This is a genomic window from Pseudomonas sp. P105, assembly GCF_032614175.1.
Classification (GTDB): Bacteria; Pseudomonadota; Gammaproteobacteria; order Pseudomonadales; family Pseudomonadaceae; genus Aquipseudomonas; species Aquipseudomonas rhizophila.
Genome location: NZ_CP126693.1, coordinates 5437446 through 5464108 on the forward strand (window position 1 = coordinate 5437446; position 26663 = coordinate 5464108).

Annotated in this window: 20 protein-coding genes and 1 pseudogene; 9 read left to right on the forward strand and 12 right to left on the reverse strand. The window is 61.5% G+C overall.

Features of this window, described 5'->3' with window-relative positions:
* Nucleotides 1-15 precede the first annotated feature (15 nt).
* The 3 genes from QOM08_RS24400 to QOM08_RS24410 form a co-directional block, all read right to left on the reverse strand.
* Entirely contained in the window at nucleotides 16-702 is a 687-nt protein-coding gene (locus QOM08_RS24400) for a hydrolase (RefSeq protein ID WP_047230248.1), read from the reverse strand.
* 399 nt (nucleotides 703-1101) lie between these two features.
* A complete protein-coding gene (locus tag QOM08_RS24405; protein WP_316912249.1) occupies nucleotides 1102-2130 on the reverse strand; it encodes a homoserine dehydrogenase in 1029 nt (342 codons plus the stop codon).
* Nucleotides 2131-2246: 116 nt separating this feature from the next.
* Nucleotides 2247-2837, reverse strand: coding sequence for a hypothetical protein (locus QOM08_RS24410; protein ID WP_107321829.1), 591 nt, complete (start codon nucleotides 2835-2837; stop codon nucleotides 2247-2249).
* A 362-nt stretch (nucleotides 2838-3199) separates the two neighbouring features.
* On the opposite strand from QOM08_RS24410, the gene katG reads away from it, so the two are divergent.
* From katG to QOM08_RS29225, 3 genes and pseudogenes are all read left to right on the forward strand, one after another.
* Complete coding sequence (katG, locus tag QOM08_RS24415; protein ID WP_076383515.1) at nucleotides 3200-5464, forward strand: catalase/peroxidase HPI; 2265 nt, start codon at nucleotides 3200-3202, stop codon at nucleotides 5462-5464.
* A 503-nt stretch (nucleotides 5465-5967) separates the two neighbouring features.
* Nucleotides 5968-6846: pseudogene (locus QOM08_RS29220) on the forward strand (methyl-accepting chemotaxis protein); the annotation flags it as partial.
* A gap of 201 nt (nucleotides 6847-7047) precedes the next feature.
* Nucleotides 7048-7752: a methyl-accepting chemotaxis protein gene (locus tag QOM08_RS29225; RefSeq protein WP_370695209.1), complete on the forward strand. Its 705-nt coding sequence runs from the start codon at nucleotides 7048-7050 to the stop codon at nucleotides 7750-7752.
* 149 nt (nucleotides 7753-7901) lie between these two features.
* On the opposite strand, the gene QOM08_RS24425 is transcribed toward QOM08_RS29225, so the two are convergent.
* The 4 genes from QOM08_RS24425 to QOM08_RS24440 all read right to left on the reverse strand — a co-directional run bounded on the left by QOM08_RS24425 (nucleotide 7902) and on the right by QOM08_RS24440 (nucleotide 12118).
* Nucleotides 7902-8270 carry a glyoxalase superfamily protein gene (locus tag QOM08_RS24425; RefSeq protein WP_047230238.1) on the reverse strand — a complete coding sequence of 123 codons (369 nt, stop codon included), beginning with the start codon at nucleotides 8268-8270 and terminating at the stop codon, nucleotides 7902-7904.
* 136 nt (nucleotides 8271-8406) lie between these two features.
* On the reverse strand, nucleotides 8407-9879 hold the full coding sequence (locus QOM08_RS24430; RefSeq protein WP_316912250.1) for a D-aminoacylase: 1473 nt from the start codon (nucleotides 9877-9879) through the stop codon (nucleotides 8407-8409).
* Between the two features lies 1 nt (nucleotide 9880).
* Complete coding sequence (locus QOM08_RS24435; RefSeq protein WP_047230240.1) at nucleotides 9881-10741, reverse strand: MurR/RpiR family transcriptional regulator; 861 nt, start codon at nucleotides 10739-10741, stop codon at nucleotides 9881-9883.
* A 27-nt stretch (nucleotides 10742-10768) separates the two neighbouring features.
* Nucleotides 10769-12118: a gluconate:H+ symporter gene (locus tag QOM08_RS24440; RefSeq protein WP_047230241.1), complete on the reverse strand. Its 1350-nt coding sequence runs from the start codon at nucleotides 12116-12118 to the stop codon at nucleotides 10769-10771.
* Nucleotides 12119-12463: 345 nt separating this feature from the next.
* Between QOM08_RS24440 and QOM08_RS24445 the strand changes: the two genes are divergently transcribed.
* Together QOM08_RS24445 and QOM08_RS24450 are read left to right on the forward strand one after the other, a co-directional pair.
* Complete coding sequence (locus tag QOM08_RS24445; protein WP_316912251.1) at nucleotides 12464-13909, forward strand: SulP family inorganic anion transporter; 1446 nt, start codon at nucleotides 12464-12466, stop codon at nucleotides 13907-13909.
* A 129-nt stretch (nucleotides 13910-14038) separates the two neighbouring features.
* On the forward strand, nucleotides 14039-14248 hold the full coding sequence (locus QOM08_RS24450) for a DUF2788 domain-containing protein (protein WP_047230243.1): 210 nt from the start codon (nucleotides 14039-14041) through the stop codon (nucleotides 14246-14248).
* Here QOM08_RS24450 and QOM08_RS24455 read toward each other — a convergent pair.
* The 4 genes from QOM08_RS24455 to QOM08_RS24475 all read right to left on the reverse strand — a co-directional run bounded on the left by QOM08_RS24455 (nucleotide 14243) and on the right by QOM08_RS24475 (nucleotide 22298).
* Nucleotides 14243-14809: a pseudouridine synthase gene (locus tag QOM08_RS24455; protein WP_160893474.1), complete on the reverse strand. Its 567-nt coding sequence runs from the start codon at nucleotides 14807-14809 to the stop codon at nucleotides 14243-14245. The genes QOM08_RS24450 and QOM08_RS24455 overlap by 6 nt on opposite strands.
* 157 nt (nucleotides 14810-14966) lie before the next feature.
* Nucleotides 14967-16466 (reverse strand): AMP nucleosidase, encoded by a 1500-nt coding sequence (gene amn / locus QOM08_RS24460; protein WP_160893475.1) that lies wholly within the window; start codon nucleotides 16464-16466, stop codon nucleotides 14967-14969.
* Nucleotides 16467-18189: 1723 nt separating this feature from the next.
* Nucleotides 18190-19839 (reverse strand): acyl-CoA dehydrogenase family protein, encoded by a 1650-nt coding sequence (locus tag QOM08_RS24470; protein ID WP_316912252.1) that lies wholly within the window; start codon nucleotides 19837-19839, stop codon nucleotides 18190-18192.
* A gap of 74 nt (nucleotides 19840-19913) precedes the next feature.
* The gene (locus QOM08_RS24475) at nucleotides 19914-22298 is read right to left on the reverse strand and encodes a hybrid sensor histidine kinase/response regulator (RefSeq protein ID WP_188251958.1); all 2385 of its coding nucleotides are present in this window, start codon (nucleotides 22296-22298) and stop codon (nucleotides 19914-19916) included.
* Nucleotides 22299-22611: 313 nt separating this feature from the next.
* Between QOM08_RS24475 and QOM08_RS24480 the strand changes: the two genes are divergently transcribed.
* The 4 genes from QOM08_RS24480 to QOM08_RS24495 all read left to right on the forward strand — a co-directional run bounded on the left by QOM08_RS24480 (nucleotide 22612) and on the right by QOM08_RS24495 (nucleotide 26133).
* Entirely contained in the window at nucleotides 22612-23409 is a 798-nt protein-coding gene (locus QOM08_RS24480; RefSeq protein ID WP_076383510.1) for a hydroxymethylpyrimidine/phosphomethylpyrimidine kinase, read from the forward strand.
* A 16-nt stretch (nucleotides 23410-23425) separates the two neighbouring features.
* A complete protein-coding gene (gene thiE / locus QOM08_RS24485) occupies nucleotides 23426-24052 on the forward strand; it encodes a thiamine phosphate synthase (protein WP_047229512.1) in 627 nt (208 codons plus the stop codon).
* Nucleotides 24053-24076: 24 nt separating this feature from the next.
* Nucleotides 24077-25360, forward strand: a complete 1284-nt coding sequence (hemL, locus tag QOM08_RS24490) for a glutamate-1-semialdehyde 2,1-aminomutase (RefSeq protein WP_316912253.1) — start codon at nucleotides 24077-24079, stop codon at nucleotides 25358-25360.
* A gap of 218 nt (nucleotides 25361-25578) precedes the next feature.
* Complete coding sequence (locus tag QOM08_RS24495; RefSeq protein ID WP_047229510.1) at nucleotides 25579-26133, forward strand: tetratricopeptide repeat protein; 555 nt, start codon at nucleotides 25579-25581, stop codon at nucleotides 26131-26133.
* 140 nt (nucleotides 26134-26273) lie between these two features.
* Here the strand turns inward: QOM08_RS24495 and QOM08_RS24500 are convergent, their stop codons facing one another.
* On the reverse strand, nucleotides 26274-26603 hold the full coding sequence (locus tag QOM08_RS24500; RefSeq protein ID WP_016773045.1) for a DUF1820 family protein: 330 nt from the start codon (nucleotides 26601-26603) through the stop codon (nucleotides 26274-26276).
* Nucleotides 26604-26663 lie beyond the last annotated feature (60 nt).

Below are 26663 nucleotides of genomic sequence, written 5' to 3' on the forward strand. Positions count from 1 at the left end.
CCGACCCGACAGAGGTCAGATCTTCGCCGCAACAGGCTCCAGCGTCGGCCCGTGTGTTACCCGCTCAGGAGCCTTGTGCACCATGGTGTAGGCGTAGTCGACGCCCATGCCATATGCGCCAGAGTGCTCTTTGACCAATGCCATAACGGCGTCGTAGGTATCGCGGTTCTTCCAGTCACGCTGCCACTCCAGCAGAACTTGCTGCCAGGTCACTGGGACAACTCCAGCCTGAATCATGCGTTGCATGGAGTAATCGTGCGCAGCTTGGCTGGTACCGCCAGAGGCGTCGGCCACCATATAAATTTCATAGCCGGCATCATGCATCGCGGACAGTGCGAAAGTCGTATTGCAGACTTCGGTCCACAAGCCAGAGACGATCACCTTGTTACGGCCATTCTTTTTCAGCGCATCGCGTACTTTCTGGTCGTCCCAGGAGTTCATCGAGGTACGCTCAAGGATCGGTGCCTCAGGAAAAACGGCCAGTAATTCCGGATAGGTATGACCCGAAAAGCTTTCTGTTTCGACCGTGGTGATGATGGTTGGAATAGAGAAAATCTTCGCGGCCTTGGCCAGGCCCACGGTGTTGTTCTTCAATGTCTGCCGATCAATGCTTTGTACCCCAAATGCCATTTGCGGCTGTTGATCGATGAAGATCACTTGGCAATTGCTTGGTGTCAGCACTTCGAGTTTTGGATTGGTCATTTCAATCACCTGGTGTGTTCGCGCGTGAATGCTGATGATCGCCATGGCGTAAACGCAGTGCTGCAGTCATGGCGATGTCGTAGATAGGCCAGTTTTTAGTAGGCCCTCAGTCCCTCAATCTTGCTGAAAGCCATGGGTACTATCTCCAGAGCGGCTGTCTGCGAATTGGACAGGCTTACGGTTCTGGAACATTTATGAGGTGAATGTGTGGCTTTAGGGCCGTTGGTTTCTACGGGCCCTTCTTGACAGGGTCGATGCCTGACGTGGCCAGCTCACTCGCATGCCCCAGTAACCAGTGCTCGAATCGTGCGCCACGGACTTCGGGATGAAACTGCAGACCGAGTACGTTTGGCCCATGGGAGAAGGCCTGATTGCGGCACAGTGGCAAGGTACGCAGGGTCAGGATCGGGGTTGCGAAAGAGATGAGTACCGAGCAGTCCTGGCCATGAGGATGTGTTCGAGGTCCTTCAGCGCGGCCGCTGCGGTGGCGATCGGCTCAGCGCCACAGCCGATTGCCAGCGTCTCGCCCATTGCGTCGCTGCTGATACGGATCGCTTTGCTCTTTGCGCTGACGTGGGCGAACGGGTCGGACAGCGGATAGGCCTTGATGCCGACGCTGGCGCGGATAACACCGTCTGCGCGGGTGAGGCTGGCGATCAGCTTGGGAACGAGCCCCCTCTCGCGCCACGCCTCGATGCGCTCTGCCGTGACCGACTGAATACCTTCGACCACCAGGTCGTCCATCGTCAGATCGGCACCAAGACCGAAGTTGGCCAGTAGCAGGAGCTTGCACGCGGTATCCCAGCCTTCCGTGTCGTTGCGCGGGTCAGCTTCGGCGAACCCTCCTGCCTGCGCTTCACGCAACGCCGCATCGAAGCTGAGGCCCTGTGTGCCCATGGCGTCAAGCAGGTAGTTGGTCGTGGCATTGAGGATGCCCTCGAGGGCGAGCACCTTGCAGCCGGCCAGGCTATGGTCGAGAAGATCGAGTGTCGGCAGGGCGGCAGCGGCTGCACCACTGAGTTTGAGCATCGCCCCCGAGGCCTGCGCGAGTTCGCGCAATTGTCGCCCGCTGTGGACCAGAGCGCCCTTCGATATAACGATGCAGTCCTGACCGGCCGACAGCGCCGTACGAAGGTAGGCAAGACCCGGCTCGCCGCTGCGAAAATCGCTCGGCCCTGCCTCGATAAGAACGTCTGCGCCGCTCGCCATCACGAAATCCGGCCCTGAAAGACCCGCCTGCAGTGCATTCAACTGATGCGCGTGCAGGCCGTTCGCGTCAGCCAGGCCTGCACGTGATCCGCACACCGCGACCAGGCTAACGTCCACGCCGTAAACCTGGCGATAGCGCTCGCGTCGGGACAGGAGCAGGTCGGCTGTGGCACGTCCGACGCCGCCGAATCCGGCGATTGCAACTTTGAGCGTTTGCATGAGTTCGCTCCCTTGGCCTCTACTTGGCATGGTAAGCCGCTCGGTTGCCGCTTGCCACAGCCAACGCTCCCCCACAAACCCCGGCATCACCAAGCTTTTACATCATCCGTTACAACTCAAGCATCAAGGCTCCTCACCTCATTCCCCAACCGCACCGGCGCCTCCCCAGTAATCTCGTGCAGCAGTGCGGTGACGGTCTCTCCCTCGATCGCCCCCTGCTCCTGCAAAAGGTCCGCCACCGCGCGGACGGCAAACCAGTAACGATGCACAAGGCAACTGCTACGGGCAATGGCTCGGGATTCGGCGTCGAGCAACAGGCGTGGGGGCAGCAGGCTGATCAGTTCATGCCCCCGGACGAGGTCTGCGCGGCCACTGCTTCGGAACAGCCGGTCGGATTGGCGATGTCGGTAGATCGCTTCGGCCACAGGCCCTGAAAAGCAATGGATCAGGTCGCGTTCAATAAAGTCGACCATCGATGGCAAATATTCAGCAATTCCCCGGGCGGTGAAGGCCGGGCGCAGGACGAGGTAATCGGCCTCCACCAACCCTTCGGCGTGTTGCGGGTGACCGAGCAGGTCGAACATCGGTCCCGCGCGGGCTTCAGCCCGGGTGCGTACGGTGACGCGTTTTATAGGCTGGCCGTTCCACCAAAAAGCCAAGGCGTGGCCGGCTTCGTGGATGGCCGTGCTGCGGGGGCGTTCGTTCATGGTCCGGTCCTCTCCCGTAACCAAGCGCTGGCCCTATCATCTGCCTCGACCGGCAAGCCGGGTAAAAGAATCTGCCTATTAACCATTAATACTGCGGCTATTAGCGATCTGCCACAGAAGGACTAGCCTTGATTCAGCGCCAGCGTAAGCTGGCCGGATCAGACCTGATAAGAGATACGAAAGCGTTCGAAACGTACTGGGCTTGCCGTGGGCCACGATGCGGGCAATCGACGTCGATTGCCGGAAGGCCGAACGATCAATGAGCGAACTGTGAGCCCTGCATCTACGTATTGATTTTCACCTGTCGCTATAGAGCCCGCTCGGGCTGGATAGCTGGATGAATACGACCAAGGTAGCTCCTCATGGCAAACGAATCGAAATGCCCGTTCAATCATGCTGCGGGTGGTGGCACCACGAACCGTGACTGGTGGCCCAACCAGCTGAATCTGAAAATCCTGCACCAACACTCCCCGCTGTCCGACCCCATGGGCGAGGATTTCAACTACGCCGAAGCATTCAAAAGCCTGGATTTCCAGGCCCTGAAAAATGACCTGAATGCGTTGATGACCGACTCCCAGGACTGGTGGCCGGCGGACTTCGGGCACTACGGCCCGCTCTTTGTCCGCATGGCCTGGCACAGCGCCGGCACTTACCGCACCGGCGACGGGCGCGGTGGCGCAGGCTCCGGCCAACAGCGTTTTGCGCCCCTCAACAGCTGGCCGGACAACGTCAGCCTCGACAAGGCGCGCCGGCTGTTATGGCCGATCAAGCAGAAGTACGGTCGCAACATCTCCTGGGCCGACCTGATCGTGCTCACCGGCAACGTCGCGCTGGAATCCATGGGCTTCAAGACCTTCGGTTTTTCCGGCGGTCGTCCCGACGTCTGGGAGCCGGACGAAGACGTCTACTGGGGTTCCGAAAACAAATGGTTGGGCGGCGACACCCGCTACGGCAAGCCGGATAAAGCCGCTATGCAAGATCCCGGCGAAGGACAACTGGTGGCCGAGCCGGGCAATGAAGAAAGCCGTACCGATCTGGGGCGCAACCTGGAGAACCCACTGGCCGCCGTGCAGATGGGGCTGATCTACGTCAACCCGGAAGGCCCCGAAGGGCAACCGGACCCGGTCGCTGCGGGGCTGGATATCCGCGAAACCTTTGGCCGCATGGCGATGAACGATGAAGAAACCGTGGCCCTGATTGCCGGCGGCCATGCCTTTGGCAAGACCCACGGCGCAGGGCCTGCGGACAATGTCGGCGCCGAGCCTGAAGCCGCCGGCCTGGAACAACAGGGCCTGGGCTGGAAGAACGCATTCGGCACCGGCAAAGGCCCCGATACCATCACCAGTGGTCTGGAAGTGACCTGGACCACCACACCCACCCGCTGGAGCAACAATTATCTGGAGAACCTGTTCGGGTTTGAGTGGGAGCTGACCAAGAGCCCGGCCGGTGCGCATCAGTGGACCCCAAAAAACGGTGCTGGCGCGGGCATCATTCCGGACGCCCATGATCCGTCCAAGCGTCGCAATCCAACCATGCTGACCACTGACCTGGCGCTGCGCTTCGACCCGATCTACGAAAAAATCTCACGGCGCTTCCTGGAGAACCCGGACCAATTGGCCGACGCCTTCGCCCGCGCCTGGTTCAAGCTGATCCACCGCGATATGGGCCCGCTCTCGCGCTACCTCGGCCCGGAACTGCCCAACGAAGAGCTGCTCTGGCAGGACCCTATCCCGGCAGTGGACCATGCTCTGGTCAACGACAGCGACATCGCGTCCCTCAAAGGCAAGCTGTTGGCCTCGGGCCTGTCGGTTTCACAACTGGTGTCCACCGCCTGGGCGGCCGCGTCCAGCTTCCGTGGCTCCGACAAGCGCGGCGGTGCCAACGGTGGCCGGCTGCGTCTGGCCCCGCAGAAAGATTGGCCTGCCAACCAGCCGGAACAATTGGCGCAGGTGCTGGCGACTCTCGAAAAAATCCGGGACGAGTTCAACGGGGCCCAGTCCGGTGGTAAAAAAATCTCCCTGGCGGACCTGATCGTGCTGGCTGGCAGCGCCGGCATTGAACAGGCGGCGAAGAATGCCGGGCTCAGCGTGACGGTGCCTTTCTCGCCGGGGCGTATGGACGCCAGCCAAGAGCAGACCGACGTCGAGTCGTTCGGCTTTCTTGAACCCATCGCCGATGGCTTTCGCAACTACCTCAAGGGCAGGTATCGCGTATCCGCCGAGGCACTGCTGATCGACAAGGCGCAACTGCTGACCCTCAGTGCACCGGAAATGACCGCACTGATCGGCGGCCTGCGCGTGCTCGATACCAATGTCGGCCAAACCCGGCATGGGGTTTTCACCCAACGGCCAGGTGCGTTGACCAACGACTTCTTCGTCAACCTGCTGGACATGGGCGTGGAATGGAAACCGCTCTCAGACGACCAGCAAACGTTCGAAGCCCGCGACCGCAAGACCGGTCAGGTCAAATGGACCGGCACTCGTGTCGATCTGGTCTTCGGCTCCAACGCCCAACTACGGGCCCTGGCCGAAGTGTATGCCAGCGCAGATGCGCAGGAGCAGTTCGTCAGCGACTTCATCGCGGCGTGGGTCAAGGTGATGAACCTGGATCGGTTTGATCTGAGGTGAGGTTGTCAGGCGCTGAGAGAAGCCCTCAATCTGATCCAGGTTGAGGGCTTCGTTCTCTGCTCATTGCCACCCGCCTCTCATGAACTTTTCTTCACCCCACGCGTTCGCGTGATTGGGTAAAGTCCCCTCGCTCATTCAAGAAACTAAGGTTTTAGCCCGCCCTCCCGCGGGCTTTTTTTTGCCTGGAATTCAGGATAACCCTGAGGCGCGCAGCAAGTTCTCCAGCCAATGCCTGACACTCCAAAAAAATCCTTTCAGATCCAGAGTCGGCAGCCGATACAGCCCTGTTACACGTTTTAGCTGGCTCAAAAACAACAATCTTCCAGCGTACCGACGATCAAGCAGCACAACGTTCCTGGAGGAATATGATGAATAGCTGGTTTGGCAACATTAGCGTCAACATGAAACTGGGCCTGGGCTTTGGCCTGGTGCTGGTACTGACCTGCGTCCTGGCGCTGACCAGTTGGACCAGCCTGGGAGGGCTGATCGACCGCAGCAACTGGATGAGCGACATCACCAAGCTCAATGCCGGCTTGACCAAACTTCGGGTCGTGCGCCTGCAATACATGCTCACCAATGGCGACGAGACCGCCGCACAGAATGTGCAAACCACCCTCGATAGTTTCGTTGCACAACAGAACGCGCTGCTGAGCAGCTTCAAGAGCCCGGAAAACGTCAAGCTGCTCAAGGAGCAGAGCGCGACGATCAGCGCCTATCAGGTGTCCCTGAACAAAATGCGCAACGCCTACCGCAGCGCCAACACCGCCCGCGACGCGATGACTGCCAACGCCGGGACCGCTTACCAGCTGATCGAGACGATCAATACCGACGTTCAGCAAATGCTCTCGAGCGACCAGCGCCTGGAACAGTACCAGGCCATCACCGAGGCCAAGCAGGCGTTCATGTTGGCCCGCTATGAAGTGCGCGGCTACACCGCCAACAGCAACCCCGAAAACGAACGCAAGGCCGTCGCCCAACTGGACGCCGCCCTCGCTTCGCTCCAACCGCTGAATGCGTATTTCGCCAGCACCCGGCAAGGTGAGCTGCGTCAGCTCGAAGCTGCCCTGACTCAATACCGCAGCTCCGTCCAGGCTTTCACCCTGGCCATTGCCGAGGCGGCGCAGGCTCGCAAGGAAATGACCGACCAGGGCACGACCATCGTCTCCCTGAGCGAACAGCTGTATCAGATCCAGCTCGACCGTCGCGATGCCGAAAGCGCCCAGGCCCGCACCCTGCAATTGGTCAGCACGTTGTTGGCGTTGCTGGTAGGCATCATCGCGGCGGTCATCATCACTCGCCAGATCACCCGACCGCTGCGCGAAACCCTGGCCGTGGTCGATCGCATTGCCAGTGGCGACCTCTCGCACAACCTCATCGTTACCCGTCGCGATGAGCTGGGCGTACTGCAACAGGGCATCGCACGCATGGGCGTGACTCTGCGCGATCTGATCAGCGGCATCCGTGATGGCGTGACCCAGATCGCCAGTGCTGCCGAACAATTGTCCGCAGTAACCGAGCAGACCAGCGCCGGCGTCAACAGCCAGAAAGTCGAGACCGATCAGGTGGCGACCGCCATGCACGAGATGACCGCCACGGTTCAGGAAGTTGCCCGCAACGCCGAAGAGGCATCCCAGGCAGCCGCCGCGGCAGACGGTGAAGCCCGTGCCGGCGACCAGGTGGTCAACGAAGCCATCGCCCAGATCGAACGCCTGGCCAGTGAAGTGGAGCGCTCCACCGACGCCATGACCGTGCTGCAACAGGAAAGCGACAAGATCGGCAGTGTCATGGACGTGATCAAGGCCGTCGCCGAACAAACCAACCTGTTGGCCCTGAACGCGGCAATCGAAGCGGCGCGCGCCGGTGAAGCCGGTCGTGGCTTCGCGGTGGTTGCCGACGAAGTCCGTGGCCTGGCCCAGCGCACCCAAAAGTCCACCGAGGAAATCGAAGGCCTGGTGGCCGGTCTGCAGAACGGCACCCTACAAGTGGCCGCCGTGATGAACAACAGCCGCAGCCTTACCGACAGCAGCGTAGCCCTGACCCGCAAGGCCGGTGTATCACTGGAAAACATCACCCGCACAGTGTCGAACATCCAGTCGATGAACCAGCAGATCGCTGCCGCCGCCGAAGAGCAAAGCGCCGTGGCCGAAGAGATCAGCCGCAGCATCATCAACGTACGCGACGTGTCCGAACAGACCGCCGCCGCCAGCGAAGAAACCGCAGCGTCCAGTGTTGAACTGGCCCGCTTGGGTAATCAGTTGCAGATGATGGTGAGTCACTTCCGGGTTTGATCATGGCGGGCGCCCATTTCCCGGAAGAAATGGGCGCTTTGCGCAATGTCATTACAATCAGTCAAAAGATCCATCACCTTGGCTCTTTCGTCACATGGCGGCAGATCTAGCCCAACGCCCCCGCTCGCCTATCAATGTGTCCAACCTCGTTACACACTAATCCCATTGGTAAACACCAACCGATTGCCAAACGGATCGACCACCGTCATGTCCTGGCTACCCCACGGCATGGCCTGAATCTGAGGGCGGGCGAAGGGGTATTGCTTGGCCAGCAGTTGCGCCTGGAAAGCTTCCAGTTCATCCGTTTCGATACGCAGTGCCGAGCCCGGGGTGCAGTCGCCATGATGTTCGGACAGGTGCAGCACGCATCCGTCGCGAGAGACTTGCAGGTACAGCGGAAAATCGTCACCAAAGCGATGTTGCCAGTCGACGGTAAATCCCAGGAAGTCGACATAGAACGCCAATGCCTTGGTTTCATCGAAGATCCGCAGGATCGGGGTGGTTTTACCGAAGCTCATGGGTTGCTCCCTGGCTGAAAAGACCCAGTTTAGATGGGTTGAACTCATTGCTTCGGCTATATCACCGGCTTCTTTAATATCGCAATGCCACCACTGAGAAGCAGATCACAAGGGCATTCCATTGTGTTTCCACCTCTCAAGCGCCGGGTGACGAACTGAATCCACGGCGTAGATCCCCTTCTCGCGCCAGAAACCGCCCGTGCCTGCGCCCATTCGCCCGGCCCTCGCGGTAGCTCAAGACGCCGTTGACCCAAACCCCATCGATACCTTCGGCGGCCCGTTGCGGCTCGTTGAAATCGGCGACATCCCTGATGGTATGAGGATCGAACAACACCAGATCCGCCCAATGCCCTTCCCGAATTTCCCCACGGTCCTTCAGGCCGAAGCGCGCCGCCGACAGGCCGGTCATTTTGTGCACGGCGGTGTGCAACGCAAACAGCCCGATGTCTCGGCTGAAATGCCCCAGCACCCGCGGGAAAGCCCCCCACAAGCGCGGATGCGGAAACGGATCCTCCGGCAAACCGTCGGAGCCGACCATGGACAACGGGTGGGCGAGGATTCGTCGCACATCGCTTTCGTCCATGCCGTAGTACACCGCGCCGGCCGGTTGCAGGCGCCGCGCAGCCTCCAGCAGCGGCACATCCCATTCGGCGGCGATGTCAGCCAGATCGCGCCCTCCCATGTGCGGATGAGGCGTCGACCAGGTGATGGTGATGCGATGGGCATCGGTCACCTGCTTGAGATCCAGGGTCGAGGAGCTGGCCGCATAGGGGTAGCAATCACAACCGACCGGATGGGTTTTCGCCGCATTCTCCAGCGCCGCGAGCACCTGCGGACTGCGCCCCCAATTCCCGGCACCCGCACATTTGAGGTGGGAAATGATCACCGGGCTGCGAGCGTGACGGCCGATCTGGAACGCTTCGTCCATGGCCTCAAGCACCGGTTCGAATTCGCTGCGCAGATGGGTGGTGTAGACCGCCCCGAATGCGCTCAGCTCTTGGGTCAGTTGCATGACTTCGTCGGTGGAGGCCGAAAATGCGTTGGCGTAGGCCAGGCCTGTGGATAACCCCAGTGCGCCGGCCTCCAGGCTTTCGCGCAGTTGCTGACGCATGGCGGCGATTTCTCCCACGCTGGCGGTGCGCAACAAATCATCCATGTGGTTGCTGCGCAGCGCCGTGTGCCCCACCAGCGCCGCCACGTTGACCGCCGGCGTGGCTGCTTCCACCGCCGAACGATAATCATCGAAACGCGGATAGACGAACGCTTGGGCGGTGCCGAGCAAATTCATCGGGTCCGGCGGCTCGCCCCGCAAACTCACCGGCGAAGCGCTGATACCGCAATTGCCGACAATCACCGTGGTCACGCCCTGGCTGAGTTTGGGCAGCATCTGCGGCTGGCGAATGACCACCGTGTCGTCGTGGGTGTGCACATCGATGAACCCTGGAGCCAGCACCCGGCCGGCGGCGTCTATTTCTTCGATTGCCCGGGCATCGCGCAGGTCGGCGATGCGCTCGATGCGACCGGCACGGATCGCCACGTCGGCGCTGTAACCGGGGGTGTTACTGCCATCGATGACCCGTGCGTTGCGGATAAGCGTGTCGTACAGCATCTCAGTCTCCCAGCGGCAAGTGATCGTCGCCACCGCGGTAATCGTCCAGGGCGAGTTTGACTCGCCGCAGACGCTCTTGATTGTCTTCGGGGTGGGCCAGCGCAAGCTCGGTGGCGAGCACATCGATGGCCAGCAGCATGCCGTAGCGCGCCGCCGTGGGCTTATAAATGAACGAGGTTTCCGCGCCTTGCAGCGGCAACACTACATCGGCCAGTCGGGCCAACGGTGAGTCGGCGCGGGTGATGGCCAGGATGGGCGCACCATAACTGCGCGCCAGTTCCACCGCGCCGAGCAGTTCCGGGGTGATGCCGGTGAGTGAACAGGCGATGACCAAATGCTCCTGGCTCAATGAGGTGGCGGTGATGCGCATCATCACCGGATCCCGGCAGGCGGCAATCGAGTAGCCGAAACGCACCAGCCGTACCTGCAACTCCTCGCCGCACAACGCCGACCAACCGCCGAGCCCGAACGCATGAATCATCCGCGCCTTGCCGAGCATCCGCACCGCGTCGCTGAACCGAGACTCTTCGAATGCCGACAGGTGCTGACGCAGGGTCGTCTCGATATCGCCGACGATCTGCCCATAAAACGCCGACTGCTCGGGCGCGCCGGCGGGGTCGAGAAATCGGCTGCCGACGCCACTGGCCTGGGCCAGTTGCAGGCGCAAGTCCCGCAGGTCGCGGCAGCCAACGGTACGGGCAAACCGTGACAGCGTGGCGCTGCTCACTTCGGCCCGCTGGGCCAGTTCATCCAGGCTGGCCGAGGCGGCGAACCCTACGTCGTCGAGCATCAGCCGGGCGATTCTTCCTTCGCCGGCGCTGAAGGAATCCTGACGGGAGCGAATCTGGTAAAGGATGTCCATGACGGCACCTGTGTTGGAGCGCTGCGATTAAAGCAAGCGCGCAAGTCCTAGGGTCAGGCCGAACGCAACCAGGGAGATCAGCGTTTCGAGTACGGTCCAGGTCTTGAAAGTTTGAGTGACGGTCATATTGAAGTATTCCTTGATCAGCCAGAAGCCGCCGTCGTTGACGTGGGAAAAGATCACCGACCCGGCGCCGGTGGCCAGCACTAGCAGCTCGGGATGGGGATAGCCCAGACCGATCGCCACGGGGGCGACGATACCGGAGGCCGTGGTCATCGCCACCGTGGCCGAGCCGGTGGCGACACGCATCAGGGCGGCGAACAGCCAGCCCATGACCAGTGGCGATAATTGAAATTCCTGGGCCAGGCCGACGATTTGTTGAGTGACTCCGGCGTCCACCAGGATCCGGTTCAAACCACCGCCAGCGCCCACCAGCAACGTAATACTGGCCGTTGGCGCCAGGCATTCATTGGTGAACTTGAGGATCGACTCACGGTTGAAGCCCTGGGCCAGGCCCAGCGTCCAGAAGCTGAGAAGGGTCGCCAGCAGCAAGGCAATCACCGAGTTGCCGATGAATAGCAGGAACTGATTGAAGCCGCTGCCCGGCTCGGAGATCAGGTTGGCCCAACCGCCGATCAACATCAGCACCACCGGCAGCAGGATGGTCCCCAGGGTTATCCCGAAACCTGGCAGATTGGCGCGGGGCTCGCGGTCGAGGAATTGTCGCTCCAGCGGGTTATCGTCCGGCAGTTGGATGCGCGGCACGATGAACTTGGCATACACAGGGCCGGCAATGATCGCGGTAGGAATACCGATCAGGATCGCGTACAGCAAGGTCTGCCCCACCGAGGCCTGGAACGCCTGCACCGCCAGCATTGCCGCCGGGTGCGGCGGCACCAGGGCATGCACCACCGAGAGACCGGCGACCATCGGCAACCCCACCATCAGGATTGACACGCCCACGCGCCGGGCAATGGTGAACGCGATGGGCACCAGCAGCACGAAACCGACTTCGAAAAACAACGGCAGCCCCACCAGGAAGGCAATGCACACCATCGCCCAATGGGCGTTGCGCTCGCCGAAGCGCTCGATCAGCGTTTGCGCCATGCGCTCGGCCCCGCCGGACTCGGCCATCATCTTGCCGAGCATCGTGCCCAAGGCCACCACCAGCGCGATGTGCCCCAGGGTCTTGCCGACGCCCGCCTCATACGCCCCGACCACACTGGACGGCGGCATCCCGGCCAGCAGCGCCAGGCCAATGGACACCAGCGTAATGACAATGAACGGATTAAGCCGATATCGGGCGATCAAAACGATCAGCGCAATGATGGCGATGGCCGCGTAGACCAACAGCCAATAACCGAATGCAGGGGCCATGCGTTACTCCTCGAATGGGGTCACGTCGTTGTGTTTGTGAAACTCATAAATCATTTCGAGGAGTATTCTTCAAACGCACTGAAAGTAATTTTCGTACACAGACAAGAAATGTCGCTGACGGACATCGCTCACCACCTGCCATGTAAATTCAGCGCAGGATTTTCATCCCTGGCCGTCTCCCGTGGCGAGGAAGCGTGCGCCTTCCGGGCTGCGAAGCCGCCCCGCAATCACCCACACGACGACCAACCACTGGCCGCACCGCACTCAATTCCGTACCATCCCCACCCTGTTTTTGCACCACGCCCACGGCAGTCGACTCTCAAGCGCTGCCCAGCCAGGAAAATCATGAAACCAGCACGTCTTCGCGCCGACGCCCTCGCCGGCCTCACCACTTCTTTTGCCTTGCTGCCCGAATGCATCGCGTTCGCCCTGGTGGCTCATCTCAACCCGTTGATGGGGTTGTATGGCGCTTTCATCATCTGCACGCTGACCGCGCTGTTCGGTGGGCGGCCAGGCATGGTGTCTGGCGCGGCGGGATCGATGGCCGTGGTGATTGTCGCGCTGGTGGTGCAACACGGCGTGCAATACCTGCTGGCGACTGTGCTGTTGGGCGGGTTGATCATGATGGCGTTCGGGCTGTTGCGGCTGGGCAAACTGGTGCGCATGGTGCCGCACCCGGTGATGCTCGGTTTCGTCAACGGCCTGGCGATCATCATCGCCCTGGCGCAACTGGAGCACTTCAAGAGCGGCGAGACCTGGCTCAGCGGCGGCCCGTTGTACCTGATGATCGGCCTGGTGGCGCTGACCATGGCCGTTGTCTACCTGTTGCCGCGCCTGACCCGCAGTGTTCCGCCGGCCCTGGTGGCGATTCTGGGGGTTGGCCTGGCGGTGTACTTTTTCGGGCTGCCGACCCGCACCCTGGGTGATATGGCGCATATCGCCGGCGGCCTGCCGGCTTTTGTCTGGCCGGACATTCCCTGGAACCTGGATACCTTACGGATCATCGCGCCCTATGCGGTGGTGATGGCGATGGTCGGCCTGCTGGAAACCCTGCTGACCCTGAACCTGACCGACGAGATCACCGAGAGCCGCGGCTACCCGGACCGCGAGTGCGTAGCGTTGGGCGCGGCCAACATGGCCTCAGGACTGTTCGGCGGCATGGGCGGTTGCGCGATGATCGGCCAGACCGTGATCAACCTGAGTTCGGGCGGGCGCGGCCGGTTATCCGGCGTGATTGCCGGGGTGATGGTTCTGCTGTTCGTGTTGTTTCTGTCGCCGTTGATCGAACGCATCCCGTTGGCCGCGCTGGTAGGCGTGATGTTCGTGGTGTCCCAGCAGACCTTTGCCTGGGCCTCGCTGCGGGTGATCAACAAAGTGCCCGTCAATGACGTGTTGGTGATCATCGCGGTGACGACCATCACGGTGTTCACCGATCTGGCGACCGCGGTGCTGTGCGGCATTATCATTGCGGCGCTCAACTTTGCCTGGCAACAGGCCCGGGAACTGTACGCCGATACGCATCTGGAAGCGGACGGCAGCAAGCTCTATCGCCTGCACGGCACCCTGTTCTTCGCCTCGACCACGCCGTTTCTCAACCAGTTCGACCCGGCCAACGATCCGTCCCAGGTGACCCTGGACTGCCGTCACTTGAGCTTTGTCGACTATTCGGCCATCGCGGCGCTCAAGACCCTGCGTGAACGCTATAGCAAGGCTGGCAAGCACCTGCGGGTGTTTCACTTGTCCGAACGCTGCAAACAGATGCTCAAGCGGGCCGGGGTCCACCACGACTGAAGAGAACGCCGCTGCGTCAGCCCAGGCGATGAATAGCTGCGACACACCGTCGCAGCCCAATCCTTCGCCCTCTTTCCATGCCGTATACTCGCCCCGCCTTTTCAACCTCGCCCACGCCGGAGTGTTTCGATGGATCCTGTGGTTTTCGAAGAGTGGATGATGACTGGCCTTGTCAGCATCCTGATCATTTTCATGGGTTTTATCGTCTGGGATCTGGCGAAGAAGTCCAAGGCCGGACGTTTCGGCTCGTTCATCCTGTTTTTTGTGCTGGGACTGGGCGTGGCGGCATTCGTCATCAAGAGCGTGGTGATCGGCCTGATCGAGACCGGCACCTTATAAACGCGCCGGCACTTCCTTCCACTGTCCCTGATCCAGCCCTTCAAGCGTCCAGTCACCGATCCTGACCCGCACCAGACGCAATGTCGGCAAGCCCACCGCGGCGGTCATGCGCCGTACCTGACGGTTGCGCCCTTCGCGAATCACCAGTTCCAGCCAACTGGTCGGCACGCTCTTACGAAAGCGCACCGGCGGGTTGCGCGGCCATAGTTGCGGTTCGTCCAGTTGTCGCGCTTGTGCGGGCAAGGTCATGCCGTCGTTCAGTTCCACGCCAGCGCACAGTCGCTGCAATTGCTCGGCACTGGGCTCGCCTTCTACTTGCACCCAATAGGTCTTGGCCAGTTTGTGCCGGGGGTCGGCGATGCGGGCCTGCAGCTGCCCGTCGTTGGTCAGCAGCAGCAACCCTTCGCTGTCGCGATCCAGCCGCCCGGCGGGATAAATGCCGGGCACGTCGATAAAGTCCTTGAGCGTCGCCCGCCCTTGATCGTCACTGAACTGCGTCAGCACATCGAAGGGTTTGTTGAACAGGATCAGCCTCGGCTCGGCCGGCGGGGCCTTGGCCACACGGCGCGGGGCGGATGCGGGAGGTTTCGCGCCAGGGCGGCGGGAAGCGGGACGTGGCGGACGAGGCATGGCAAACACAACATCTAACGGTCTGGGCCAACCATGCTAGTGGCCCGACCGTTAAATAACCACTGCCCCTTCAACCGGGATCAGTTCATCAGCGGAACGGCGGCTCGTCGAAGCTGCGCAACTTGCGCGAGTGCAGCGAGTTGAGTTCGTTGCGCAACAGGTCCAGCGCCGCGATGCCGATCTTCAGGTGCTGGTTGACCGCCCGTTCGTAAAACGCGTTGGCCGAACCCGGCAATTTGATCTCGCTGTGCAGCGGTTTGTCCGAGACACAAAGCAACGTGCCGTACGGCACCCGCAAGCGGTATCCCTGAGCGGCGATGGTGCCGCTTTCCATGTCCACCGCCACGGCGCGGGACAGGTTGATCAACGGACGCTCCTGGGCCCAGCGCAATTCCCAGTTGCGGTCGTCGTAGGTCAGCACAGTGCCGGTGCGCAGGCGTTTCTTCAGCTCGTCGCCCTTTTCACCGGTGACATTGGCCGCCGCTTGCTGCAAGGCCATCTGCACTTCAGCCAGGGCCGGGATCGGAATATTCGGCGGCACGACCCGGTCGAGGATGCCATCGCGACGCATGTAAGCGTGGGCCAGCACGTAGTCGCCGATGGTCTGGGACTGCCGCAGCCCACCGCAGTGACCGATCATCAGCCAGCAGTGGGGGCGCAGCACGGCCAGGTGGTCGGTGATGTTCTTGGCGTTGGACGGCCCGACGCCGATGTTCACCAGGGTCACGCCGTGGCCGTCGCTGGCCTGCAGGTGATAGGCCGGCATCTGGTAGCGGTGCCAGACCACGCCCGCGGCGATCGCCGAGGCTTCACCGTGGTCCATGCTCTTTTCGATGATCACGTTGCCCGGCAGGACCATGCGCACAAAACGCGGGTCACTGCGCAGTTGCTCCAAGCCATGGACAATGAACTGATCCACATAACGGTGATAGTTGGTCAGCAGGATCCACGGCTGCACATGGCGCCAGTCGCTGCCGGTGTAATGCACCAGCCGGCGCAGGGAAAAGTCCACCCGCGCTGCGTCAAACAACGCCAGCGGCAGCGGGTCGGTGTTTTCCCAGTCGTAGAGGCCGTCGGCAATGCCATCGGTGGCGGCCGACAGGTCGGTGCTGGGGAACACTCGCGCCAGCACCGCGGCAGTCACACCGGAGCCGGCCAGTTCATCACCCTGCTCCACCACGTAGGGATAGGGGATGTTCTGCTCGCTGACACCCACTTCGACGGTGACGGTAAAGTCGTGCATCAGCGGGACCAACTGCTCCAGCAGGTATTTACGGAACGCAGCCGGGTGGGTGACGGTGACACTGTAGGTGCCCGGCAACTGGACCTTGGCGTAGGCGCGGGTGGTTTGCGGGACTTCGCCATGGCAGTGATAGGTCAGGCGCAGGGCGGGATAGCGAAACAACGCCCGCTGTTCGGCATCCGGCTCGATACGATCCTTGAGGTACCGCTTGAGCGCCTGGTTCAGCGCAGTGGTCGCACGCTCGTGCAGGGCCGCCAGACGATCCACGGCTTGTTCGGCGGTTTGAACGACAATAAACGCTTCGGTCACGATCAGCTTCCTGTGTTCTGACTTGCAGGCCTTCATCTTGCCTGCATCGTCGGCCGACGGGAACAGTGGCGTATTGGGCGCGATCGATCATCCACCACAAATCCCCATGTAGGAGCGAGCCTGCTCGCGATAGCGCTGTATCAGTCACCAGAGATGTGAATGTGCCGCCGCCATCGCGAACAAGCTCGCTCCCACCCTTGATCGCCACCAGCCGAAGATTCTTCATTCACCTTAGATCCCCTGTGGGAGCGAGCTTGCTCGCGATAGCGGTGTATCAGTCACCCGAGATGTTGAATGTGCCGCCGCCATCGCGAGCAGGCTCGCTCCCACCCTTGATCGCCGCCAGCCGCAGATTCTTCATTCACCTTAGATCCCCTGTGGGAGCGAGCCTGCTCGCGATAGCGCTGTATCAGTCACCAGAGATGTGAATGTGCCGCCGCCATCGCGAGCAGGCTCGCTCCCACCCTTGATCACCACCAGCCGCAGATTCTTCATTCACCACAGATCCCCTGTGGGAGCGAGCTTGCTCGCGATAGCGGTGTATCAGTCACCCGAGATGTTGAATGTGCCGACGCCATCGCGAGCAGGCTCGCTCCCACACTTGATCGCCGCCAGCCGCAGGTTCTTCATTCACCGCAGATCCCTTGTGGGAGCGAGCTTGCTCGCGAAATCGGTGTGTCAGTCAGCAGAGATGTTGAATGTGCCTACGCCATCGCGAGCAAGCTCGCTCCCACACTTGATCACCACCAGCCGCAGGTTCTTCATTCACCGCAGATCCCCTGTGGGAGCGAGCCTGCTCGCGATAGCGGTGTATCAGTCACCCGAGATGTTGAATGTGCCTACGCCATCGCGAGCAGGCTCGCTCCCACCCTTGATCGCCGCCAGCCGCAGATTCTTCATTCACCACAGATCCCTTGTGGGAGCGAGCTTGCTCGCGATAGCGGTGTATCAGTCACCCGAGATGTTGAATGTGCCGACGCCTTCGCGAGCAAGCTCGCTCCCACCCTTGATCACCACCAGCCGCAGATTCTTCATTCACCACAGATCCCCTGTGGGGGCGAGCTCGCTCCCACACTTGATCGCCGCCAGCCGCAGATTCCTCATTCACCACAGATCCCCTGTGGGAGCGAGCCTGCTCGCGATAGCGCTGTGTCAGTCACCCGAGATGTTGAATGTGCCGCCGCCATCGCGAGCAGGCTCGCTCCCACACTTGATCGCCGCCAGCCGCAGATTCTTCATTCACCGCAGATCCCCTGTGGGAGCGAGCCTGCTCGCGATAGCGCTGTATCAGTCACCCGAGATGTTGAATGTGCCAACGCCATCGCGAGCAGGCTCGCTCCCACCCTTGATCACCACCAGCCGCAGATTCTTCATTCACCTTAGATCCCCTGTGGGAGCGAGCTTGCTCGCGATAGCGGTGTATCAGTCACCCGAGATGTTGAATGTGCCGCCGCCATCGCGAGCAGGCTCGCTCCCACACTTGATCGCCGCCAGCCGCAGGTTCTTCATTCACCGCAGATCCCTTGTGGGAGCGAGCTTGCTCGCGAAATCGGTGTGTCAGTCAGCAGAGATGTTGAATGTGCCGACGCCATCGCGAGCAAGCTCGCTCCCACCCTTGATCACCGCCAGCCGCAGATTCTTCACTCGTCGCAGATCCCTTGTGGGAGCGAGCCTGCTCGCGATAGCGGTGTATCAGTCACCAGAGATGTTGGATGTGCCTACGCCTTCGCGAGCAAGCTCGCTCCCACAGGTTCGGCGTTTAGAAACCCTGGGGCGTGGAGCGTGTCACGATGGCCTCGACATTCAGGCCTCGGGGCAAGGCGCCGTATGCCCGGCCAGCCGAACCCAGGCGGCTGGCGATGAAGGCATCGCTGACGTCGCTGTTGCCCGCTTCCAGCAGCAGCTTGGCTTGCAGGCCGATGGCGATCTCTTCAGTCAATTGCCGGGCGCGGTACTGGATGTCGGCGGTATCCTTGAACGCCGCGTGCAACCGATCAATGTGGGCAGCTAGGTGTTTGTCGCCGTGGCCATCACCCAGTTCGGTGAACAGCACTTCAAGCACGCCCGGTTCCTTGGACAGGGCCCGCAACACATCCAGGCACTGTACATTGCCGGAGCCTTCCCAGGTCGAGTTCACCGGTGCTTCACGATAGAGGCGCGGCAGGATGCTGTCTTCGACATAACCAGCGCCGCCCATGCATTCGGCGGCTTCGTTGATCATCGCGGGGGCGCGTTTGCAGATCCAGTATTTGCCCACCGCAGTCACCAGCCGCGCGAACTTGGCCTCGTGTTCGTCACTCAAGTGGTCCAGCGCCCGGCCCATGCGCAGGCTCAAGGCCAGGGCGGCTTCGCTTTCCAGCGCCAGGTCGGCCAGCACGTTTTGCATCAGTGGCTGTTCGCTCAACAACCTGCCACCGACCTTGCGATGCGCGCAGTGATGGCTGGCCTGGGTCAGGGCCTGGCGCATCAGAGCACTGGAACCGACCATGCAATCGAAGCGGGTCATGGCGACCATCTCGATGATGGTCGGCACGCCTCGCCCTTCCTCACCGACCATCCAGGCCAGTGCACCACGGAATTCGACTTCGCTGGAGGCGTTGGAACAGTTGCCCAGCTTGTTCTTCAGCCGCTGGATATAGAACTGATTACGGGTGTCGTCCGGGCGATGGCGCGGCAGCAGGAAACAGCTCAGGCCCTTGTCGGTCTGGGCTAAGGTCAGAAAGGCATCGCACATCGGCGCCGAGCAGAACCACTTGTGGCCCACCAGCTCATAGGCCTGGCCCGGACCGCTGGCGCCCACCGGATAAGCCTTGGTGGTGTTGGCCCGCACGTCAGTACCGCCCTGCTTTTCAGTCATCGCCATGCCGAGGGTCACCCCGGCCTTGTGGGCCATGCCGACGTTTCGCGGGTCGTACTCGGTGGCGAGCGCTTTGGGCACCCAGAGCTCGGCCAGGTCCGGTTGCAAACGCAACGCCGGGATACTGGCGAAGGTCATGGTCAGCGGACAACCGGTGCCGGCTTCAGCCTGACTGTGCAGATAAGTCATCGAGGCTCGGGCGACGTGGGCGCCGGGTTGCGGCTGGGCCCATGGCAGGCTAGGCAAGCCATGCTCGACGGCGGTGCGCATCAACTGGTGGTAAGCGGGATGGAATTCCACCAGATCGATGCGATGGCCGTAGCGGTCGTGGCTGGAAAACACCGGCTTGTTCTGGTTCGCCAGAAACCCCGCTTCCATCAGCGGCCCGCCGGCCAGTGCGCCATACGCATCGATCCGCCCTTGCGCCCAGCCCGCACCGAAACGCTGCGACCACTGCTGCAGCGGCAGGTCGATGCGATAGAGGTTGGCGCCATCCAGGGACGGTGGCTGATTGGTGACCTCGTGGGTCTCGGCGAACTGGTGCAGGTTCATGACAGGGCTCCTTGGTCGGCCAGCAGAGGTTCAGTTAAGCACCGACCCTGGGCCGAACAAAGTGTCATACCCGCCTAAATATCGGCGCTTTCACCCTGTTTTGGACAAAGTACCCGCCGTTGCAGAATCGTGCGCAACACCTCGAATTTCACCGGTTTGCTCAGGTAATCGGTCAATGCGCCCGACGTGCAGCGCTCGTGATTCGGATTGGGACTGACCACAAACACCGGCAGGTCCTCGCAGCCGGCAAGCGTACGGATCTGACAGCAGACCGACACCCCGTCCAGCGGTGGCGACTGGCAATCGAGCAGCACGGCGTCGACACTCTCGCCCTGCAGCATATCCAGTGCTGCGCGGCCGCTGTCGGCGGTACGCACCCGGTAACCGAGCTTGAGCAACATGCCGCGCATCACCAGCAGATCAATGCTGTTGTCGTCAGCCAGCAACACCGTGCAATCCTGGGGCAACCGCGCGCTTTCTCGCGGGCTGAACGAAAATGGCGTGGGCGCCTCCACGGGCACGGCCATTTCCACCTCGACATCCAACTGGAATCGGCTGCCGCGACCGGGTTCGGAGGTGTGGGTCAGGCGCCCGCCCAGCAACTCCACCAGCTGCCGACAGATCGCCAGCCCCACACCGAGGCCGCCGTATTCCCGGGTCATGGAACCGTCCAGCTGGAAGAAGCGCTGGTACAAGCTCGCCTCCCCGAGGTCCGTGAAACCAATACCGGTGTCGATCACGGCAAAGGACAGCACCAGCCGATCGAGCCCCGACGGCCTGCCACTGACCCGCAGCGCCAGGCCCCCTGTGCGGGTGAACTTGACGGCGTTGTCCAGCAGGCATTCCAGGCATTGGGCCAGCTTGCCACTGTCACCGATCAGCCGGTCCGTCAGGCCGGGTGCCACGTCGACCTTGAAATCCAGGCTCTTGACCGCCGCATTGGCACCGAACTGCACCTGCAAGGCGTCGACCATCGCGCGCAGGCTGAACGGCGCCGGATAGGCCTTGAGCTTGCCGGCCTGCAACTCGGTAAGGGTGAGGATGCCGTTAACCATGCGCATCATGTCCCGCGCAGAACCTGCGGCGGTCTGTTGATACTGGGTCAGCTCCTCGTTCATTTCGACGGTTTCCATCAACTCCAGCGAACCGATCACGCCATTCATCGGCGTGCGCAGCTCATGGGTCAAGGTGGCGAGGAATTCATCCTTGAGTTTGTTGCCATGGGCCAATTGCTGGTTGAGCACTTCAAGTTTCTGCCCGGCGTCAAACAGCGTCTGGGCCTGCTGCTCGCGCATGGCATTGATACGGTCGGCCAGGGCCAGGGACAACAGCGCTACTTCGATGGCCGAGCCGATCTGGCTGGCGTACATGGTCAGGAATACGTTCGGCAGATAACCGAGCACCATCATCGTGTTGACCACACCCCCCAGCAGAAACGCCGACCAAGCGATGATGAAATAACGCGCCACCCGCAGGCCACGCCACCAGGCGAACAGCCCGGCGGCGAAAATCACCACGGTAAATACCAGCGCCAATGCCGTCGCCAGGCGCAAGGCCAAGGCGTAACTGGTCATCAGCGACAGGCCCACCACTACCGCGCTGTAGACGATCAGCGCCAGCAGCAGCCGGTCAAGCCAACGACTGTGTTGCGCGGTTTGCAGGAAGCTGCGCGCAAACTGGCTGCCGAACAGACCCGCACAGCCGATGAAAAAGGGGGTTGCGGCATTGGCCCACCAGGGGTTGTCCGGCCAGAAATACTCCACGGCCGCTCCGTTGACCGACAACTGATACAGGCCGAACGAGGCGATATAAACGATGTAATAAAGGTAACTGGTGTCCCGCACGCTCAGGTAAATGAACAGGTTGTAGACCAGCATCCCCAGCAGTACGCCATAGATGGTGCCCAACACGTACAAGCGCACAGGTTGTTGCTCAAGATAGGCCGTGCTCGACCACAACGTCAGCGGCGCCTGGATCGAACCCTGGCTTTGCAGGCGCAGGTACACGGCCTGGCGTTGTTCAGGTTTGAAGTCCAGGCTGAACAGGTAGTTGTTCTGGCGAATTTCACGGCTGGCGAACGGCAAGGCATCGCCGGTCTGGCGAACCAGGCGATACGCCCCGGCGCTGTCAGGCAGATACAAGTCCAGATGGTCCAGCGGCGGATAGGCCAGCTCCAACAACCAGGTGCGTTGGGCGTCCGGATTGCCGGGACGGTAGTGCAGGTCTATTTTCAGCCAGAATGCCGAGCGCGAATAACCGGCGTTCAGCGTGGCTTTGTCATGGGGTTTGAAGTGACCCGCCGCAGCCTCTGCCAGGACGTCGTCGATGGTAGCCGTACCGTGGGTGTCTTCGAACACCTGCAGGGCATGACCCAAGGGCAGGCTTTGGGTGAATTCATCGAATTCGAGGGCGCTTGCCAAAGCGGGCAAGCACAGCAGCAACATCAGCAAATAGCGCATTTAAGCCCCAGCGTGGCCTGTCCGGTTGAATCAGGAAGCCCCCCATTCCCTGAGTAGACGTAAAACCGGCATTACCTGTTATTGGTTGGATCCATTTCTAGCATAGCCGCTGATGGCCAATTTGCACCATTGAAATTTTTCCTACAGATGGCTCTAGAACGGGCGTTCCAGCGCCAAGCATTGAGATAGAGCTGTTGCTTTGGTCAGGTCGGCAACGGGTGGCTCAAAAGCAATCATCAGAGCAAGCAGTCCAGCATAAAACCCTCAGAGTCCGACCACCGACAAAACAGGTTTGGTGGTAAGCTCGCGCACCATGAATATCTACAGCTCTCGCCCCGTTGTCCTCTGTCTCTCCGGCCACGACCCCAGTGGTGGCGCCGGTTTGCAGGCAGATATCGAAGCCCTGCTCGCCCAGGGTTGTCATGCCGCCCCGGCCGTTACCGCGTTGACCGTGCAGGACACGGTTAACGTGAGCGATTTCCGCGTGCTCGATCGGGAGTGGGTGCTGGCGCAAGCCAATGCCGTGCTCAACGATTCGCAGGTAGCGGCGGTCAAGCTGGGGATGCTCGGCTCACTGGAAATGGTCGACACGGTGGTCGAACTGCTGCAGGCGCACCCGCATTTGCCCATGGTCTGCGACCCGGTGCTGCGTGCCGGTGGCGGCGGACGATTGGGCAAGGATGAAGTCGGCTACGCCATGCGCGAACGCCTGTTGCCCCTGGCAATCATCGCCACCCCCAATCTGCCGGAAGCACGCATCCTCGCCGAACTGCCCGAGGGCAGCGCCGATGAATGCGCCGAAAAACTGCTGCCCTTCGTCAAGCACCTGTTGATCACCGGTGGTCACGGCGACGAACATGAAGTCCACAATCGCCTGTACAGCCGCGATGGTCGCCGCGAAACGTTCACCTGCCAGCGCTTGCCCGGCAGCTACCATGGTTCCGGCTGCACCCTGGCCAGCGCCCTGGCTGGACGACTGGCCCAGGGCGAACACCTCGCCAGCGCGGTCAAGACAGCACTGGATTACACCTGGCGCACCCTGCGCGATGCCGAACAGCTGGGCAAAGGCCAGTTCGTCCCGCGTCGCCTGCCGCTGGATTTCTGCTCGTAGCCCCGGAGGCTGTGGAATGAAACTACGTGGCCTTTACGCCATCACCGATAGCCAACTGCTGGCCGGCAAATTCCTCGCGTATGTGCAAGCGGCACTGGAAGGTGGCGTCACCCTGCTGCAATACCGTGATAAAAGCAGCGACGAAGCCCGTCGTCTGCGCGAAGCCGAAGCGCTGCGCAATCTGTGCGAGCGCTACAAGACCCGATTGATCATCAACGACGACGCCGAACTGGCCGCGCGCCTGGGCGTCGGCGTTCACCTGGGCCAGACCGATGGCCCTCTGGCGCCAGTACGGGCGCTGCTGGGGCGCGACGCAATCATCGGCTCCACCTGTCATTCCAGCCTGGAGCTGGCCGAACAGGCCGCCAGCGAGGGCGCGAGCTATGTCGCGTTCGGACGGTTCTTCAACTCCAACACCAAGCCCGGCGCACCCAGTGCAAACCTTGAACTGCTCGACCAGGCCCGGATCAAACTGCATATACCGGTGTGCGCCATCGGCGGCATCACCCTGGACAACGCCGCCCCGCTGGTGGCTCACGGTGTCGACCTGCTGGCCGTGGTCCACGGTCTGTTCGGCGCCGACAGCCCCCAGGAAGTGACGCGCCGCGCCCGTGCCTTCAACGATCTGTTGCAGATCAAATAATTTTTCGATTTCGAGAGCCCAACCATGTCCCGTTCCGAAACCCTGTTTGCCAACGCCCAGAAGCACATCCCCGGCGGCGTGAACTCCCCCGTTCGTGCGTTCAAGAGCGTTGGCGGCACCCCGCTGTTCTTCAAGCACGCCGAAGGCGCGTACGTGACGGACGAAGATGACAAGCGCTATGTGGACTACGTCGGTTCGTGGGGCCCGATGATCCTCGGCCACAGCCATCCGGACGTGCTGGAAGCGGTGCGCAACCAATTGCAGCATGGCCTGTCCTACGGTGCCCCGACCGCCATGGAAACCGAGATGGCCGACCTGGTCTGCTCGATCGTGCCGTCGATGGAAATGGTGCGCATGGTCAGCTCCGGCACCGAGGCAACCATGAGTGCGATTCGCCTGGCGCGGGGCTTCACCGGTCGCGACAGCATCATCAAGTTCGAAGGCTGCTACCACGGCCACTCCGACAGCCTGCTGGTCAAGGCCGGTTCCGGCGCGCTGACCCAAGGCGTACCGAGTTCGGCCGGTGTGCCCGCAGCGTTTGCCAAGCACACCCTGACCCTGCCGTTCAACGACCTCGAAGAAGTCGAGAAGATGCTCGGCGAAGTCGGCCAGGAAGTGGCCTGCATCATCGTCGAGCCTGTGGCTGGCAACATGAACTGCGTACCGCCGGCGCCGGGTTTCCTCGAAGGCCTGCGCAGCCTGTGCGACCAGCACGGCGTGGTGCTGATTTTCGACGAAGTGATGACCGGTTTCCGCGTAGCCCTCGGCGGCGCCCAGGCCCACTACGGCGTGACACCGGACCTGAGCACCTTCGGCAAGATCATCGGCGGCGGCATGCCGGTCGGTTGCTTCGGCGGCAAGCGTGCCATCATGGAATGCATCGCGCCGCTGGGTCCGGTCTACCAGGCCGGTACGCTGTCAGGCAATCCGCTGGCCATGGCCGCCGGCCTGACCACCCTGCGTCTGATCAGCCGCCCGGGCTTTCACGCCGAGCTGACCGACTACACCACCCGTCTGCTCGACGGTTTGCAGATTCGTGCCGACGCAGCGGGCATTCCGTTCGTGACCACCCAGGCCGGTGGCATGTTCGGCCTGTACTTCAGTGGCGCCGATGACATCGTGACCTTCGAAGATGTGATGGCCAGCGACGCTGACCGCTTCAAGCGTTTCTTCCACCTGATGCTCGACAGTGGCGTGTACCTGGCACCGAGCGCGTTCGAAGCCGGCTTTACCTCCATCGCCCATGGCGAGGCCGAGCTGAAGATCACCCTCGACGCCGCCGAGCGGGCCTTCGCCGCGTTGAAGTAAGCCTGTGGATAACTGACGCTGGCTGACGCTGGCGTCAGTGATTGACGACAACCTCTTACCCCTTTTCCTACGTATTACCCCCCGAAGCTGCCGTTAGCGCTCCCTCGCAGCAGAAAAACGAGTAAAGACTTTGTAAGGATGGCCCTGCTTATTTCATAATGCGCGCTTATTGGATCCCCCGGAGGGTCCGCGTGCCCCTCAGAGGTAAGTCGATTCCCATGAACCGCACCGGCCGCACCCTTGCCCTGGGCTGCCTGTTGCTCCTTCAGCCGCTGCTGGCGAACGCACAAGCAGGCGGCAACTCGTTGTTGATCCCGGCGATGGGCCGTTGCACGCTCAACACCCAGCCACAAGATCTCGCACCGGCACTCGACGCCTGTCAAAAAGCGGCGGACGCGGGCGATGCACAAGCGCAATACGAGTTGGGCGAGTTCTACTACGACGGCAAGGCTGCGCCGCGCGACCTCAAACTGGCCCTCAGCTACTTCGAAAAAGCCTCACTGCAAGGCCATGCCCAGGCGCAATACAAGCTGGGCGGCATGTTCTTCCATGGCGAAGGCGTGCCGGCCAACAACGTGCAGGCCTACATTGTCTTGAAGATGGCGGCGGTCAATGGCGCCGAAGAAGCCCTGGACACCGCCGACGAAGTCGCCGAACAGATGCCCCGCGACGAGTTGGAAGTCGCGACACAGGTGCTGGGGCAGATCTTCCGCAAATACCTGATGGAATTGCAGAACGCCGACGGGCGCACGCCCTTCTCGCCACTGCCCTGAATCCACCACGGCCTTGAGAGCCTAATCGCGAGCAGGCTCGCTCCCACAGTTAATCCCGGGTGTTCACAAATAATGTGCACACAGAAGATCCAGTGTGGGAGCGAGCCCGCTCGCGATTGGGGGCAACTCAGTCTTGGCGCTTACTTCTCAGGCATCGGCATCGGAAACGGCATGACATTGCCGACCGCGCCGCGGGCTTCGCTGATTTTCGGGGTGCCCAGGCGCTCGACCTCGTCGATACGCACGATCGAATGCATCGGCACGAAGCTGCGCACCACACCTTCGAACTGCGCCTTGAGCTTTTCTTCGCTCGGATCGACGACCATTTGCGTGCGCTCGCCAAAGACGAATTCTTCGACTTCCAGGAAGCCCCACAGATCACTTTGATAGATCTGCTTGGCGTACATTTCGAACACCTGGCCCTGGTTGAGGAAAATCACCTTGTAGATTGGAGCTTCACGTTTGGTCATGGCAGGCGAAACACATCGGCGGGTAAAAATGAGGGCGCGAACTATAGCATAGCCACTGCT

Bases quoted from the DNA above. Each gene is read 5' to 3' on its own strand.
- QOM08_RS24400 (WP_047230248.1), bottom strand. From the start codon at position 702: ATGACCAATCCAAAACTCGAAGTGCTGACACCAAGCAATTGCCAAGTG.
- QOM08_RS24405 (WP_316912249.1), bottom strand. From the start codon at position 2,130: ATGCAAACGCTCAAAGTTGCAATCGCCGGATTCGGCGGCGTCGGACGT.
- QOM08_RS24410 (WP_107321829.1), bottom strand. From the start codon at position 2,837: ATGAACGAACGCCCCCGCAGCACGGCCATCCACGAAGCCGGCCACGCC.
- katG (WP_076383515.1), top strand. From the start codon at position 3,200: ATGGCAAACGAATCGAAATGCCCGTTCAATCATGCTGCGGGTGGTGGC.
- QOM08_RS29225 (WP_370695209.1), top strand. From the start codon at position 7,048: ATGACCGCCACGGTTCAGGAAGTTGCCCGCAACGCCGAAGAGGCATCC.
- QOM08_RS24425 (WP_047230238.1), bottom strand. From the start codon at position 8,270: ATGAGCTTCGGTAAAACCACCCCGATCCTGCGGATCTTCGATGAAACC.
- QOM08_RS24430 (WP_316912250.1), bottom strand. From the start codon at position 9,879: ATGCTGTACGACACGCTTATCCGCAACGCACGGGTCATCGATGGCAGT.
- QOM08_RS24435 (WP_047230240.1), bottom strand. From the start codon at position 10,741: ATGGACATCCTTTACCAGATTCGCTCCCGTCAGGATTCCTTCAGCGCC.
- QOM08_RS24440 (WP_047230241.1), bottom strand. From the start codon at position 12,118: ATGGCCCCTGCATTCGGTTATTGGCTGTTGGTCTACGCGGCCATCGCC.
- QOM08_RS24445 (WP_316912251.1), top strand. From the start codon at position 12,464: ATGAAACCAGCACGTCTTCGCGCCGACGCCCTCGCCGGCCTCACCACT.
- QOM08_RS24450 (WP_047230243.1), top strand. From the start codon at position 14,039: ATGGATCCTGTGGTTTTCGAAGAGTGGATGATGACTGGCCTTGTCAGC.
- amn (WP_160893475.1), bottom strand. From the start codon at position 16,466: ATGAAGGCCTGCAAGTCAGAACACAGGAAGCTGATCGTGACCGAAGCG.
- QOM08_RS24470 (WP_316912252.1), bottom strand. From the start codon at position 19,839: ATGAACCTGCACCAGTTCGCCGAGACCCACGAGGTCACCAATCAGCCA.
- QOM08_RS24475 (WP_188251958.1), bottom strand. From the start codon at position 22,298: ATGCGCTATTTGCTGATGTTGCTGCTGTGCTTGCCCGCTTTGGCAAGC.
- QOM08_RS24480 (WP_076383510.1), top strand. From the start codon at position 22,612: ATGAATATCTACAGCTCTCGCCCCGTTGTCCTCTGTCTCTCCGGCCAC.
- thiE (WP_047229512.1), top strand. From the start codon at position 23,426: ATGAAACTACGTGGCCTTTACGCCATCACCGATAGCCAACTGCTGGCC.
- hemL (WP_316912253.1), top strand. From the start codon at position 24,077: ATGTCCCGTTCCGAAACCCTGTTTGCCAACGCCCAGAAGCACATCCCC.
- QOM08_RS24495 (WP_047229510.1), top strand. From the start codon at position 25,579: ATGAACCGCACCGGCCGCACCCTTGCCCTGGGCTGCCTGTTGCTCCTT.
- QOM08_RS24500 (WP_016773045.1), bottom strand. From the start codon at position 26,603: ATGACCAAACGTGAAGCTCCAATCTACAAGGTGATTTTCCTCAACCAG.